Genomic DNA, 15824 nt, shown 5'->3' with positions numbered 1-15824 from the left:
ATGGGAAAGAATTAGCCCAAAATTCAGGTGGACGAAGCGCCCACAAAGCGCAATTTTTTCCCAGCCATAAATGGGTAGACGAGTTCGTTATATTTTTCCATCTCACTCAACAAAGCGGGGAGATTTCTTTTCTTTTTCATTTTAATCCAGATGCAGTCCGAGGCGATTTCGATTTCGCCCCCATTGAGCAAGAATTTTTCAAACAAACTTTTCGAAGTGTTATGACTATACCCATCCAAATTCATGGCCATGAGCCGATAGAGGTTATGGGCTAAAACCGTCATCGTTAAATCAAAATCGACTTTGATCACCATGGAAGAAGAGACTCGATTCAGATGGAAAAATTCAATTTGCTCAGAGATCGCTTTTTCGACCAACCATCTCCGGCAATATTTATGCGCCAAGTCTTCCCTGCTGATTTCATCGTCATTTGTTATAATTAAAGCGGGCTTGATTTTTCCATGACCGGTGATGGCCAGTTGCCGGATCGGGGGATCGTAATCTTTGATGCGCACTTTTTCTTCATAGGCGTTTAACAGCCGCCCTTTCCCATCGGCTCCCATCACTCGAATTGTCTTCCATTGGCTCTTCTCGACTTTTTCCAATTGGTCAACAATCTGTTTCCCTCGCCGGCGAATGGTAATGAATTTTACGCCGCGCCGGTTCAATTCGTTGAGATTTTTATAAGGGGTGAATTTACTGTCGAACACCAGATATTTCAAATCATCCTTGTTCGACGCGCCCGACCTGTAGAAATCCAAGAATTCCAATACGACTTGGGGTTGAGCGGCATGTCTGGGGTTGGCGTCGCTGTAATCCAGAATCCCCGAATCCGGATCTTGAGCGACAACGGCCAAGATACTGGCTAACGCCTTGTTCCACTTTCCCGACCCGTTATTCTCCAAAGGGGAATCATCCCCCCAATAGGGGATAGCGCTGAAATCCAAATTCATGGAATCGGATAACAATCCATTCCGCGTCCATACCGTATGAAGATTTCGGAGAAAGGCGATATTCGTTCGGCGGGTGATCCGGCTGGAATAAGAACTGAACCATCCGGTTTTCGGCAGCACATTCAACCCGGCAAACAGTCCCAGCCCTCGATCCATACGCCAAATGTCATCTTCACTGTATCGTCCTGCATTGGACAACTTTAAGGCTTGAAAACTGAGAATCGAAGAAAGCCGGTTGATGGTTTTGGTTTCGGGATACGAGGAGGCCTGAATGATTTTGTCGATTTCATATCGCCGAAGATAAGGTAAAAAACAAAGAATGCCGATCGCGGATTCGGAAGAAAATCGTTCCTCCTGAAAGGCGAGGGCGGCGCTTTCCGGAGCCGTGATTTTATCTTGGACCCGACGCGTCATTTTTTCTTGCCGACTCCGTCTTGGCAACCGGGCAAAGCCTTCTTTTTTCAGGACAATATAGATGGATTTTTCCGAAATTTCGCACCCTTTAGAATCGAGAATGGTTTTAATTTCAGGGACGGATAGATAGTGCTTCCGAAGTTCTGTGATCGTTCTTGCGATTTCATCAACGGAGGCTTTCTCTTTTCTTCCCGGACTTTTTTCCAGAAAAAATAAGTCTTCCCGGCTTTCTTTGTTCTTCAAAAAGACTCGAAAGTCATGGGCCAGCGAATAGAAGGCGCTGAGTTGATACCCGAATCGGGAAGCGACTTCCTGAGCGCTCAGTTTCTCGTAGTAAAAGGCGCGAAGGGCTTCGTAGTGTTTTTGAGTGATCGTGGAAGGGGTGGAAAAATAGTCGAATCCGTCCATCGGGCGCCTCAACGGGATATTATTTTTGGTATAATATTACCATGAAACAATTATATGTATTTCACTAAATAAGTCAAGTCCGAATAATAAAATGATGAAAACCCTTAAAATAGGGGGTATATAAAGGATTATCGAGTAAGGGGGGATGAATTAGATGAGGAATAAAATATGATATCTGGAAGTATTTACCCAAAACTCAATCCAAAATTCTTTCACCATGATTTTGCTTAACATCCTCGATTTATTGGAGTTATTTATCAACAACCCCATAAAGCCTTGAAAATGATTTGGGGATAATAGTCTCAGGAAAATCGGTGTTAGTTAAAATAATTGAAAAATCGCCTTTTTTGATGCGAAAGAGATAGGGAGAAGAGAAAAATAGGCTTTTAGCGAGGGCAGAAAAAAACAATACCCAAAGCGTTCTGCTTTTGCACTCTTGCATTTCATTCGCGGAGCAGCCATTCCTGAGCGGCGAAGCGTTCTTCGTCTCCTTCGTAGCGTACGGCGGCGAGCGTAAGGCCGTGAGGTTCCAGAGTCGGTCCCGCCTGGGCGCGGTCTTTGGAGGCGAGGATGTCTTCCACTTTCGATGGCGGCCATTTGCCCAGGCCGACAAACAATAGCGTACCCGCGAAGGTCCTGACCTGATGGCGCAGAAAGGCGTGGCCGCGCACGCGCATGTCGATGAGGGGCGGATTTTCCTCGAAGGCGATTTCCAGTACGCGGCGCACGGGACTTTCCGCGTCGCAGTGCAGGCTGCGGAACGCGGAAAAATCATGTTTGCCCACCAGGCGTCCCGCCGCTTCGCGCATGGCGTCCACGTCCAATTGGCGCTCTATCCACAAAGAGCGTCCGCGCCAGAAGACGCTGGGCGTCTGGCTGCGGTAGAAGCGGTAGCGGTATTCCCGCTCCAAGGCGTCATGGCGGGCGCTCCAGTCCAGGGGCATATCCAGAACGCGGTGGACGGCGATGTCCGGCGGCAGCAGCGAATTGAGGGCGCGGAAGACGACATGCGCAGGCAGGCGGACTTCCGTATGGAAATGTGCGACGTGCTGCTCGGCGTGGACGCCCGCGTCCGTCCGTCCGCAGGAATAGAGGGTAATGGAATGTTGCAGCATCGTTTCCGCCGCCTGCTTCACCGCGCCCTCGATGGTTGGCAGGTTCGGCTGCCATTGCCACCCGCAATAGTTTCGTCCATCATATTCCAAGTCGATGCGGACGTTTCTCATGGGCAATCCTTTTCCGGTAGAATCATTGGTTGAAGAAATAATACTTTCGTTTCTTCTCATCCGTTGATAGGAGAGAGGAATTCGAGACGGAATTCATTGCCTATTTACTAATAACCATAGAATAAGGAACGATATTTAAATCGAACAATAATGGCTGGAGATTATGAATCACGCAATAATCGATAGAATGCGCCGCGCCATCGCCGCGCTTCCGTTGTTATGCTTTTCCGTCCTTGCATTCAGCGCCGAGGAGATTCCGGCGCCCGCTCCATTGATTCCCACGGGATTATGGGCCGACAATGTGGGCAAGCACCCTATTCTCTTAGGATCGCGCTCCCATCTTCAGGCGTTGGCTAAAGCAAAACCGAGCGCTTATGCGGATATTCGATCTTCCCATTCGCTGTTGGCCGATGGCATAACCAATGCCGTAGAAGGATTGCCCCGCGAACGAATCGAGACGTATATCCAAAACGCCATGAAGAACGTTCAACGCGGGGTTACGGATATCCACCAGGATACTTGGATATGGCTGATGGACGCCGCCTTGACGTACGATCTTTTTTTCGACGCCATTGCGCCATCGGACCGTCAAGCGCTATTGGATTGGATGAATGCTCATCTCGCGAAATATAAATCCGACGAAAATGCGTTTCATAATTCCACGTTATCCAAAATCCTTTGTTACTTGCTCATTGCATACGGAACGTGGGGAGAGAATTCTATGGTGGAGGAATTTCAAGACTACGCTTTGAAGAAACTATACGAAGGGAAAGTTCTTCCCGTCCTGAACGAATTCAGCGAAGGGGGCGGTTTCACGGAATGCGGCTGGTATGCGCGCGGCTCGTTATGGCATTTGGCGCAGGCCTTGGAACTGGCGCGGCGATGTATAGGTTATGACGGCTTTTCGAAAGCGCCTCGATTTTTTTACTCGCGTCTCGCTTACGAACTGCTTCAACCCTATCCCGGCTTGTGGCTTTACGGCGCCGAGCGCTACCCCGTGGAAGGAGACGGAGCGAATACGTACGGCGGCCATAACGAATATCCCCGCCATCTGCGCACCATTCTAGCGCAATATTTTCGAGGTTCAAAACTCGCCCGCCTTACCGCCAACCGCCAGCGGAAAGGATCGAATCCCGAATCGCGGCTAGTAGATTTTCTCTATGAGGAAGACCCCGATCCTCCTCTCGATTTATCCGCTATGCCGCCCGCCCATTTCGCTCCCGGCATCGGGAAGATTTACGCGCGCAGCGATTGGACGGACGACGCGACTTGGCTGCGCTTCGAATGCGGAGACTATTGGGCGGGACATCAGCATTTCGAAACAGGGAATATCGAGATTTTCCGCTACGAACCGCTGGCGGCGGAAAGCGGCGAATATCACGATTACTTATCGAACCATTCCGTCAACTGGCTGATTCGCACCATCGCCCATAATTGCCTCCTCGTATTTCAACCGGGAGAGCAATGGACGAATATGCGCGACGGCGGACGCAACGCTTACGCCAACGACGGCGGCCAGGCGAAGAAATGGGATTGGACGGTGGATACGCTGGAAATGTGGAAACAGCGCCGGGAACAATTCGAACGCGGCGAGATCGTCGCCTATGAAAATCATTCCGAATTTCTATATGTGGCGGGGGATTGCGCGAAAGCCTATTCGCCTTCCAAAATGGAGCAATGGATGCGGCGCATTGTCTTTATCCGTCCTCATACGATCGTTCTTTTCGACCGCGTGAAAAGCGTACAGCCGGATTTCAAGAAAACCTGGCTGCTGCATTGCAAAAACGAGCCTGCGATCGACAACCGTACGATTACTATCAAAAATGGGAAAGGAAGAATGATCGTTCGAAGTTTATGGCCGGAGAACGCAGCGATCGAAAAGATCGAAGGCAATGTTTACGGTGGGCAAACGTTCGATCCGCCCACCACAGTCCTGACGCCACTGGCGAACAAATGGCGGATCGAGATTTCGCCAAAAACGGCGAATAAGGAAGATTATTTTCTTCACGCCTTTTTTACCGATGAGCCGCAGCCCGTTCATATGATTCAAGAAGAAGGACGGTTTGGCGCTCGCGTGGGCGAGGCGGAAATTCTCTTTAACGCCGAAGGGGGAGGGACGCTGACTTTGGCGGGAAAAACCTACGCGTTGAAAGAGAATTCGAACGCCGCCATTCGGGAATGGCGGTTGGATTCCTTGAACTGATAATCGGATCTATCCATTTATACCTACCAAAAAGGAACGAGCGAGAAATTTTATATGATGAATCGAAAAGCCCGTACGATTGGAGTCATCGCAGGATTGTTGTTGACGGTTGGCGCGCCGATTGCGGCGGCGCAAGGGCTATCTCCTTTTGCGCCCGCCGCCGCCTGGGCCGCCGGACCGGGCATTTCTTCCATCACTACGGATGAAACGCGCGGCGACATTATCTTCTCTTATCAAGAGCCGCGCCTAAAAATCGATTATTGCCTAAATCCGCGAAGCGCCATCGCTGTGCGGGGTTTAATCAATGTCCGGGTTGTGTTGAACGATCAAGTGCGGATTATCCCCGTCTATGACGGCGGCTTCATCGTGCGCAACGCCACGGGCGAAACGATCACTCCCGGCGATTACGCTAAGGAAGACCGTTGCAAGCTGGTCTCGCATCAACGAGAAGGAAATCATTACTCATTCTCCTTTCAGGAAACGATCGACGGCGTTACCTGCGCCAAGAAATACGATTTTTCCATGCAAGGAAAAACCTTCGTCATCCAGGCCGTCGCCAATTGTCCGCCTCACGCCACCGCTTACTATTGCGGATTCGATATCGGCGAATCGCGTTTTCTGGCCAATCCGAAGGTTTTTGTCGCGCCCTCGTCGCTGGTTCCCGCCGTGGAATTCGTCAACCAATATTATTTCAGCGTTTACGTCGATCCCTTGTTAAGCGCAGCGGGCGAATATGCGACATTCAATCCTGAAGCGACTCCTCGATCGGTGCGTTCGTCCAATACGCCCGCCATGTTTCTCGCGAACGCCGATGGAACCTATCCGCCTCTCGAAATGACGGCTTATCTCACCGTCAGCCCTTTGCTCGCGGACGTACTGCCCGCTTCCTCCGTCAAAACGGAAGACCTTGCAGGATTCCGCGACCGCATCTTACTGGATTTGGGCGAAATTCCTCTGGCGCGCTATCCCTTAACGCCATCTGCCGCTATCCGCCGTTGGGAAGCTCCGTCATCCGGTTATGTCAAACTCAAGGGAACATTCTCGCTGGTCAGCGGCGAAAAAGCGTCTTGCGAAGTGCATCTCCTGGAAGCGGACGGCGAGAAAAATCACATTCTCTTCAGTCAAATTCTCGATCCCGCTTATAAACCCGCCACGGGCATCCAGGGCGATTTTCCCCTAGCTAAAGGGGATCAATTGCTTTTCGCCGCTTACGGTCCGGCGGTTCAAAGCGGAGGCGAGACGAAACTCAACGTTTCCTTCGAATTCGATGGAGAACAATACAGTTCGATCGAAGATTATTCCGATGCGCAGGGAGACCGGGGATGGTTTTACGAACAACAAGACGGTCCCATGCGCACGCTGATGATCTGGAATCCCAAAAGCCAATGCTGGGAAAGTCCCGAAACCCAATCTTGCCAGACTCGCGAGATATTGATGTCCCGCATGGGCGCCAAGGGAGACGCTTTCATCGCCGCCGAGAAATTCTTCGACGAATTGGGAACACTGGGTTTAAAAGACTTTTCATTCCTTATAAAAGGATGGCCCGATCATGCGCGCTTCGCTCCTCTCGCTGCAAAGGAAAAAGACGTTTGGGGAACCGCCGAACAACTTAAATTCCTGACCATGAAAGAAACGACGGAAGGAAATACCGTCGTATACGCTCCCGATTCCACCGGCGTATATCTAGCACTCGCTGCGAAGAGCCGTCTTATGGGAACGCTGACCGCTGCGGGAACTCATCCTGCGACGGCGAATCCATCCATAATGCAACAACTTTCGGAATCGATGCTGGAGAAAATTACGGCGGACGCGGGGAAAATGAGTTTCACCGCGCTTTGGCTGGATTTCCCCCATCCCGCCGAGATTGTCCGATTTGCAACGTCTCTCTATACCTTAACAGGACAGGAAGAAAGAAGTTCGCGCCGTCTCTTCGGCGAATTGCGGGATTATTTCGCGGGATTTAAACGCACTGCCAAAAAATCCATTGTCATAGAAGATCGCGGCGATCAGCCGTTTTTGTCGCCCTTCCTGCCGGGATTCGGCGACGCCTCTTTTGCGCCTTTCCGTTCGCAGCCCCAATATCGCGGCATCGCCGATCATAGCGCTCTTTACCAACGCCCCGCCTATTCCCTCATTGGCATGGGGCCTTATCCCACCTTCTTCCAAACCAGCGATCGTCCTCTCGATCCGCGCTTCACGCCATTCGATCAATATATAAGCGCAGAGGCGGCGTTCGGCCGGCTTCCTTATCTCTCTCTCGATTTTTGGTTTCCGGGAATGGCCGCCTCCGATATCCGTAAATATATCATGGAATATTATTCCTTGGCTAAACCAATAACCCGCGAATACCTCGATCCTAAAAACGCCGTAAAAGAAATCTATTACGAGAATGCCAACGGCGTCCGCTACAGTCTCGATGCGGCTTTGAAAACGGATAAATGGAAGGATGCCGCGCGCTGCGTCATCCAATACGCCAATGGTCTTGTCATTCGAACGAACCGCAGCGTCACGCCCTGGAAAATGACCGAGCCGGGTTTGCAAGATTTCGCAATCGACCGCGACGGATTCCTGGCGCGCAACGCGAAAACGAGATTGATCGCTTTAATAGGACGCCAAACGGATCACCCATTTAGCGTAGGCCGCGCCGGAACCGATTATTTTCTCCATAGCCGCGACGGCTCGCTGGTTTCTTTTCCCCCCTTCGCGACGGACGGCATGGTTCGCATTTGGTTCGACAGCGAAGGCCGAGGAAGATGCCTGGCGTGCCTAAAGGCCTCCGAAGTGACCACAAACGATCTCACCCAGCCGTTGTTCCGATCCAACAAACGCATCGACGGCGGCGTTCGATGGCTCTCGGCGAATCAATTGGAAATCCGAATTTTAGAAGCGGACAAGGAAGGACAAATGATCGAATATTTCGATTTACCCGCTCGATGGCTCCAGGCCGATGCGCCGTTATCCGTCGTCAGAACCAACATCTTTACCGAACGCAAAGAAGCTAACCGCTACTGGTCCATCGCCAAGGCGGGAGAGAATCGAGGTCTTCGGATTCCCAACGCGCAAACGGGCGATATTTTTACGATAACGTATGGATCGGCCAGCGGATCATGATTGTAAGCGTATAATGTCATTCTGAATTGGAATGGACAGGATCAGCTGAATTTTTAATATAGAAAAATCCTGGAAGAAAATTAATGAAGATGTTTATTATTTGGAGGAATTGCAGCGCGAGCAGGGTAAACCCGCTATGGCTACTTTTTATAAAAAGAAGGCGAAAGCCAGCGTGAATGATATTCTCAATGAATCCCATTCGTCAACGTCCGAAACGACCTATGGCGAATCGCCCTTAAAAGAAAATGTATCCGAAGGGAAAGAGGAAGTCAAGGAAAATTTGGGGGAGGAGTCGGACGTTGTTTTTCGGATGGACGAGAAAAAGAAGCGAGAGATAGATGAGTTGTTGGCCGCGCCGAAATTTCCCAATAAAACTGTAGTATTGTATTCGGTGATGCCGGAAGAGGCGGCGCGGATTAAAGAATTTGTTCAGATAAATGTATTGAATTATGAACATGTTATCGAGTCTGATGGGATTAACCATTTAAGAAAAAGACACTGGGAAGAAAGCGAGAAGGATGAAAAAAATGTACCAATGAAAAAAGATGATTTATATTTAATACTGGAAATCATTGGGAATGCCGATGAGATATCGAGAGCGAAAAACAGCCAAAGAGGTTTACCTGTTATTCGATATAAAAAAAGATTGAACGGCTACTATTTTATTTTGGAAGAAATAAGGAAGAAAAAGAAAAAACTTGCTTTATTAACTTTTTATAAAGAAAGGGCGACTTCTACGAGACAGAATGTTCTATAAGAACCCCCTGCATGCACGTCCGAAACGCTCCGTAGGCCGTCGTCCTCTATAAAAAATATAGCCAAGGGAGCGGGAGAAGTCAAGGAAAATTTGGGGGAGTGATGACACGAAGTGAAAATGTCGGGTAGTTCAAACAAGAAAAATGTCACACCCCCCGCCCTTTGAAGTGGGGAGCGTTTTTATTCAAGATAGCATAAAGGGTTGGGGGGCAAGGGTAAGGCGTCACCCAGCCCTTGAGGGATCGATCAATCGCAATCGAGAAGGCATGATGTCAACCGGAATTAAGATGACCAAGATGGGCAGGATTTCTGGATTATCAGGATAAAAAATCAAAAAATCCTGGTCATCCTTTCATCCTGGATATCCTGATGCAGACAATAAAGAATATCCTAATGATGTTTTAAGCAGAGTAATGATACGAATATCCATTAGACTATCTTTTCTTCTTCTTATTATTATTGTATGCGCCGCATCGACGGGCCATGCTTTGACCGCCGTCATCATTTGTCCTTCCGAACAGCCCGAACCGCCGGTATGGACCGGGATGGAGGCTATCGAAAAAGCGCTTGCCGAAAATGGATGGGACGTCCAAAGGCGGCTTGGTCCCTTAACTAGCGACAATTCCGCCGCCGACCTGGAGATCGTGACGTCCGTATTCGATTCGGCCAAAGCGGCTTCTTTTCCCGGCGCGGACATTTTGCGGGATATCGTCTCCACGGCGCCGGAATCGCTTTCCGTTTCCATTTTTCCGCGAGGAGATCGATACCGCGCCTACGCCGTGGGCAGCGATCCCATCGGCGCTATGTACGCCGCTTTCGAACTGGCCGAACAAATTGAAACCGGAGCGCCGGAAACTCCCGTTCCCCAACGAATCGCGCCCAAAAAATCGACGCCCTCCATCACGGTGCGGGGGATAAAATTGATGCTGCATCGCCAGGCGCTGGAGGACCCTCTCTCCTGGTTTCATACGGAAAAATACTGGGACGGCTTATTGGACGCCATCGCCAGGTCCCGCTTCAATTACATGGAGATTCACGGGATTTACGATCTCATGACCGCCGAGTTTTACAACCTCTTTCCCTATTTCGCCGTCTTGTCCGCGTTTCCCTCCATCGGCGTCGGAGAGCAACAAGCGGAGAAAAATCTCAAGGTTCTGCAACGGATTATCATCGAAGCCCATAAGCGGGGCATAAACGCATCGCTCGTCAATCATAACTCTTCATGGAGCATCCCGGATAAATCCGCTCCGCCCCAGGAATTCAACGCGCTGTTGAAGTACAACGCCGAAGCTTTTCGGCGGCTGCTGCAAGATTGTCCTATGCTGGACGGTTATGGATTCGCCATTGGAGAGAGCCGCAATTCCACGGAATTTTACAAGCAAGCCATCCTGCAAGAATTCGCCAAGAAGGAGCGGCCGCTGATATTATTTCTGCCGGCGTATTTGGCCGATCGGAAGCAATTCGGGGATATCACGGAGAATCATCAAGGCGTAACCGTGGCTGAAGTGAAATTCAACGGCGATCAGGCGCCGTTCCCGTATCCCGTCAGCGGAGGACGAATGGCGGATTGGGGCGGTTATTCCTATCAGGATTATTTCAATCTTCCCCGCCGTTACAATGTCATTTTCGATCTGCATACCAGCGGAACGCATCGCCTGCTTGCATGGGGGAATTACGATTTCGTCAAGCAAACCATCCAAAATACTTCTTTCGGAGGCGCGAATGGCTTCGTAGTGGAGACGCCATCCACTTATTATCCACAGACGGACGAATATACCAGCGCCATCCAGCTCAACCTGCGTTATTATGACTGGACCTACGAACGGGATTGGTATTGGTTTCTTCTGTGGGGACGGCTGGGATACAATCCCAACGAACCGCCGGAGACGTTCATAAAGTTATTTGAAAGACATTTCGGACCGGGAGCGGGTGCGCCGATTTATCAAGCGCTGCAGGATTCGGGAAGCGTCGTCCCCGCCATCGCTTCCGTTTACGGCCTCGGTCCCGACATGCGCAATTTAGCGCCGGAATTGGAACTGCCCGCCAGTTTCACGGCGTTCTTCGAGGCGCGGCCTTTCGATTCCAGCCGCATCCGATCCGTAACAGAAGAAGCCATCGCTCTCGCCACGGGACAAATCGACGGACGCCTCTCGCCCTTCAATTTATTGCAAGATGCGGCGACAGGAGCGGAACGGGCATCGGCGGCCATTCGGGAAGCGGAATCCGTCCTAACCCAATCTCTCGATAAAACGGACGAGTCAAACTCTCCCGCCGCATTACAGCGCTACCGAGAATGGAACGCCATCAGTTTGGATATGGAAATCCTCTCCGCGCTGGGGAACTATTACCGCGACGCCGTCAACACGGCGTTGCAAATGGGCTTATATCAATTGACGGGAGACGCTTCGTCGCTAGTTCTTGCTTCCCAGGGTCAGAAAGCCATGCTGGAAGACTGGGAGCGATTGGCGCAAACGGGAGAAAACCATTACCGCCCGTTGATGGAACCGCTGAGAATGAAAACGGCCGGTTATCATTGGCGGCAAGCCAAACCCGCATTCGAACAAGATCAAGCCATCTTGTCGCAGCTATATAACGAATGGCTGGACAAAACCGAATGGCAGCCGCAATTCGCTCATTTCCGCCTCTTCAAATCGCCGCCGCTGCAATCAATATTGCTGACGCTTTCCATTCCTCCCAAAATCAAAACAGAATCCCTCGCCGCCAGTTTTAAAAACAGCGCGGGCGAGACGGGGCGCCTCGATATGAAAGCCACCCGCATCGACGGCGTGTATTTCGCCGAAATCCCAGCAGCCTTCGCCGTGGATGGCAATATCGAGTATTTCTTCCAGGGAACTATCGGCGGCCAGGAAATTACAATTCCCGACCGCAGCCAGAATGCGCCATTCCATATCGCCATAACCTCCGACGACTATCCGCCGCAGATCATAACCCTGGAACATCAAGTTGGCGACGGGAAAAGCCGCGCAACCGTGAAAGGCGTCTTCGAAGATCCCGCCATCGTCGCTTCGGCGCGTCTTTTCTGGAAACCCCTTCCATCCGATGAAAATTGGTCGGAAATCAATATGGAGCGGTCGGGAGATACTTTCACAGCCTCGTTTCCGCTCACGCCCGCAGGAGCGATCTATTTCGTCGACTTAAGCGACGGATACGGAAACGCGGCGCGATATCCAACGGCGGCGCAGGGGCTGCCTTATCGCGTCATCCCTCCCTTCGCGGCGGCGAAAGACGTCTCCTCGCCCTCGAATCCAACACCGACTCCCAAAAAGAACGGCATAAAAAAATAATACGAAATGTCCTTGGGTTTGATGCGCATGCAGTGGAAAGGAAGGGAGGGTGAGCCTCCTGGCGAACCATTGCATCTATAAGGCTCGGCGAGAGCCTCGCCCTCCCCTCAATGATGTTGCTATACCACAAATCAAATGGCAAACGGTATAATACCAATCTGCGTTAAAATTGCAGCTTATAAATTCCCTCGCCCTTTGGGAGAGGGTTAGGGTGAGGGAAATATAAGCCTAATAATATCAACCCTCACCTAACCTCTCCCAATCTTGGGAGAGGAATTTTGAAAACAACAATCTCAATGCATGTTGGTATAACTTCATATAAAATCTTGTTGAGACGGCGGCGTCGAGGGGATGCCGAAAAGGACTAACTCTTCGCAACGTAGCCGTAGGCCGAGAGCAAATCGAACGCGTCGAGAGGCTTGCCGATTTTATCGCCTTGGCCTTCGATGGATACGGCGTTGTCGGGCGGTTGCGATTGCTCGAGGACGAACTTGCGGATGGTTTTGGGAATGTTGTAAAAGCCTTCGCCTTTAGAATTCACCGGGATTTTTATCGATCCAATATCCGATGGAATATTGGTCAATTCGACGACTTGGATCAGTTGCTCCTTGAGGAAATGGGCGACGGTTCCGATGGGATAGGGGGCGATGCGGAAATTCAAGCACTCCGCGGCTTTTTTATCGTAGAGTTTTCCCGCGGCCTGGTTGATCGAGGCCAACGCTTCGAGAGGTTCGTAAACCGGACGGAAATAACGCTTGGAAATCATGCTGTTGTAAGAGTCGGCGACGGCGAGAACAGAGGCGTAAGGTTCCATAGTATGACCGGTAATCCCGGCGGGATAGCCCGAACCATCCATCCGTTCATGGTGTTGAAGAACGATTTTCGCCGTAATGAAATTCTTTTGGCGGAATAGACTTTCTACGAATTGGGCGCTTGTTTCCGGGTGCTTGCGGACGATTTCCCAATCCTTTTCCGATAACTCCGTCTCCTGCGTAAGAATGCGGGAGGGAATCTTCATCATGCCGATATCGGCGAACAAACCCGCCACGGATACTTTATGCAGATCCGATAACCTCTGTTTGGAGTCGCTGAAATAGTCGAATCCCAACGCCAGCGAAATCAGGGAAACGTTTTTCGCGTGTTCGAAAAGATAATCCTGCAATGCGCCCACCGTGCGCAGGTGGATGATGGAACGCAATTCCCGTTTCGGCTCCGCATCCGTAACGGGATGTTCTTTGACGTACAGTTTTTCGAATTCGGAAGCGGCCTGGGCGAGAATATCGTACGCTTCCTTGCGCAATTCCAAGGGATCAGCAATGGCATCGTTCTTATAAGCGCGGAAGGAATCGCGCGCCAGGCGGAATAGAGAGGATTCCGTTTCGTTAGAGAAGGTGAAAGGAACGGCGTCCCTTTTCTCGAAAGGGAGAGGAAAATCGATGAATTCAACTTTATTTTGAGCGAGAAGACGCTTGGCGTTCTCCGAGAGGGGGACGCCTTTCTTCAATAACAATCGATTCTTTGCATCGGGAGAGAATATATCCGCCGGACAAATCATATCGGCAATGCACATATCCAGTGATATTCTAACCACTATTCTCTCCAATCGTCTTAGCCAAATAAACCGCATCCCACGCCAACAGAGACGCGCGTTCTCGCAACGAAAAATATTGTAACACTCAAAACGAACGAACGAAAGTTCAATTCGCTCCGTTCACAAAAAAAACAATCGATACGATTCGGTATTTGCCCGCGATGCCCTGTCTAATCGCCCGCCGTCCAGATGCCGCGGGAATCGGGATCATAAAGGCTTGGTTTCGGGGGAAAAAGAACATTTGGTTAGGGACTACTATCAATAAAATAGATATGTTATTTACGTACTTTTTAAATAGGCATCTCGTCCCAAGTTCGTCCCTCAAGCATCCGCCCATTTCGATGTTTACGAACGCCTCCCCATTGCTTGAAAAAGAAAGGGATTCCGGATTTTTCGCATTGATCCCGAATGGAAAGGACCCATTCTTCTTCCATTACTCTCGCCCCAGGACCCGATTCGCCGCCTACAATGACCCAATCTATTCCTTTTAAATTGATATTGGGAATGGGACCGAGCAACGGTTCAAAGGAGATGAATTTGATATGCGCATCGGTATTTCTTAAATGATCGACGCGAAACAGATAATCATCGGATTCAACGCTCACTCCCATCCAGACGTTTTCCGGCCATGCAATCGCATCGTTGAGAGTTAAGAGACGATCAGACCGTTTTGTTAAAATTTGGAAACGATGGCGCTTAGCTTTATTCATAACATCAAAGATTTTTTTTATAAATTCCGCTTGGACATTCTTATGAAATAAATCGCTCATGGAATTTACGAAGATCGTTCTCGGTTTTTTCCAAGACAAGGGTATGGAAACGGCTTCTTCATGAAAGGAAAGACGGAATCCTTCTTTATAATTCGGCTGTCCCATGGCTTGAAGGCGTTTAGCTAATCGCTCCGCATAACAATACTTGCATCCGGGACTGATTTTCGTGCAGCCTGTCAATGGATTCCAGGTCGATTCCGTCCATTCGATCGCCGATTTATCGGACATGAGAAAACTCTTATCTTTTATATTTTTTGAAGATATCTTTTATTATATCCTCTGCAACGCATTTTTGCGATGCGAATAATAAATAATAAAGAATCCCATTTCTCATGTTTCTCATGACAATCGGTTCTGGGACATATTCAAATCCAGCGACAGATACCAAACGCTTCCGAAATCCATCTACAAACTCAGCGGGGGATACTTTCTCCTCAATCTTCCATTCATCAAATAGAGTATCCCCCGTTTTATAGGCTAATTTTTTCCATGAATCATCTCCCCAAAAAGAATCCATTCGTTTGATCTGGCTATCAGAAACAACTTCAGAATTGCGTCGTAGTACATTGCGATTCATATCGAGATAGGGAAAATTCAAAAATATATCGAAAGTTTTCATTTTCCCTGTCGTTTCGATTACTTCCCAGTTCAAATCCAATCCATAAGGATCCAAAATACAGAGAGCTCTGCGAAAATCTTTCCATTGAATCTTTGGGAAGATTTCTTTTATAAGAATCTCGTTGCAATCACCCTCATAAATATGAACGTTTTCTTGACCTTTGGCGATTTCTTCTAATGATTCTACCTTTTTTTTATCGAGATCGATAAAATGGTATTCATGAAAAGGGGGATCAATCCAAAGTGCATTTGTAGGGCTTCCTGGTATCAATTCTTTTGTAGTTCGGGAGACATGAATGCCCGAACCAGCAAAGGCGTCGATATAATAATAGGAAAATATCTGAGTTATAACCTAAAGGTGTGGATTGGAAAGAAAAAGCAGCGTACCCTTTCCTTAAGCGAAGAAGGCTGAAAAGCCCAAAAGAAAGGATACGCGCTTATGTTCAAGTTTACTCAGGAAGAAGGATTC

Annotated in this window: 9 protein-coding genes; 4 read left to right on the top strand and 5 right to left on the bottom strand. The window is 49.5% G+C overall.

The window, feature by feature from the left end:
- Positions 1-23: 23 nt before the first annotated feature.
- Positions 24-1775 (bottom strand): transposase, encoded by a 1752-nt coding sequence (locus AB1656_17390; GenBank protein ID MEW6237159.1) that lies wholly within the window; start codon positions 1773-1775, stop codon positions 24-26.
- A 443-nt stretch (positions 1776-2218) separates the two neighbouring features.
- On the bottom strand, positions 2219-3001 hold the full coding sequence (gene truA, locus AB1656_17385; GenBank protein MEW6237158.1) for a tRNA pseudouridine(38-40) synthase TruA: 783 nt from the start codon (positions 2999-3001) through the stop codon (positions 2219-2221).
- 163 nt (positions 3002-3164) lie between these two features.
- Between truA and AB1656_17380 the strand changes: the two genes are divergently transcribed.
- The 4 genes from AB1656_17380 to AB1656_17365 all read left to right on the top strand — a co-directional run bounded on the left by AB1656_17380 (position 3165) and on the right by AB1656_17365 (position 12376).
- A complete protein-coding gene (locus AB1656_17380) occupies positions 3165-5204 on the top strand; it encodes a hypothetical protein (GenBank protein MEW6237157.1) in 2040 nt (679 codons plus the stop codon).
- Between the two features lie 54 nt (positions 5205-5258).
- Positions 5259-8315 carry a hypothetical protein gene (locus tag AB1656_17375; GenBank protein ID MEW6237156.1) on the top strand — a complete coding sequence of 1019 codons (3057 nt, stop codon included), beginning with the start codon at positions 5259-5261 and terminating at the stop codon, positions 8313-8315.
- Between the two features lie 100 nt (positions 8316-8415).
- Entirely contained in the window at positions 8416-9072 is a 657-nt protein-coding gene (locus AB1656_17370) for a hypothetical protein (GenBank protein MEW6237155.1), read from the top strand.
- Positions 9073-9484: 412 nt separating this feature from the next.
- Positions 9485-12376 (top strand): hypothetical protein, encoded by a 2892-nt coding sequence (locus AB1656_17365; protein ID MEW6237154.1) that lies wholly within the window; start codon positions 9485-9487, stop codon positions 12374-12376.
- Positions 12377-12740: 364 nt separating this feature from the next.
- Here AB1656_17365 and AB1656_17360 read toward each other — a convergent pair whose 3' ends face one another.
- From AB1656_17360 to tcmP, 3 genes are all read right to left on the bottom strand, one after another.
- Entirely contained in the window at positions 12741-13967 is a 1227-nt protein-coding gene (locus tag AB1656_17360) for an HD domain-containing phosphohydrolase (GenBank protein MEW6237153.1), read from the bottom strand.
- A 290-nt stretch (positions 13968-14257) separates the two neighbouring features.
- Positions 14258-14965, bottom strand: a complete 708-nt coding sequence (locus AB1656_17355) for a phage Gp37/Gp68 family protein (GenBank protein ID MEW6237152.1) — start codon at positions 14963-14965, stop codon at positions 14258-14260.
- Between the two features lie 10 nt (positions 14966-14975).
- The gene (gene tcmP, locus AB1656_17350; GenBank protein MEW6237151.1) at positions 14976-15695 is read right to left on the bottom strand and encodes a three-Cys-motif partner protein TcmP; all 720 of its coding nucleotides are present in this window, start codon (positions 15693-15695) and stop codon (positions 14976-14978) included.
- Positions 15696-15824 lie beyond the last annotated feature (129 nt).

This window comes from Candidatus Omnitrophota bacterium (assembly GCA_040755155.1).
GTDB lineage: Bacteria > Hinthialibacterota > Hinthialibacteria > Hinthialibacterales > Hinthialibacteraceae > JBFMBP01.
Note: the sequence above shows the minus strand (reverse complement) of the source record. Positions and strands in the feature narration are given on the sequence as shown.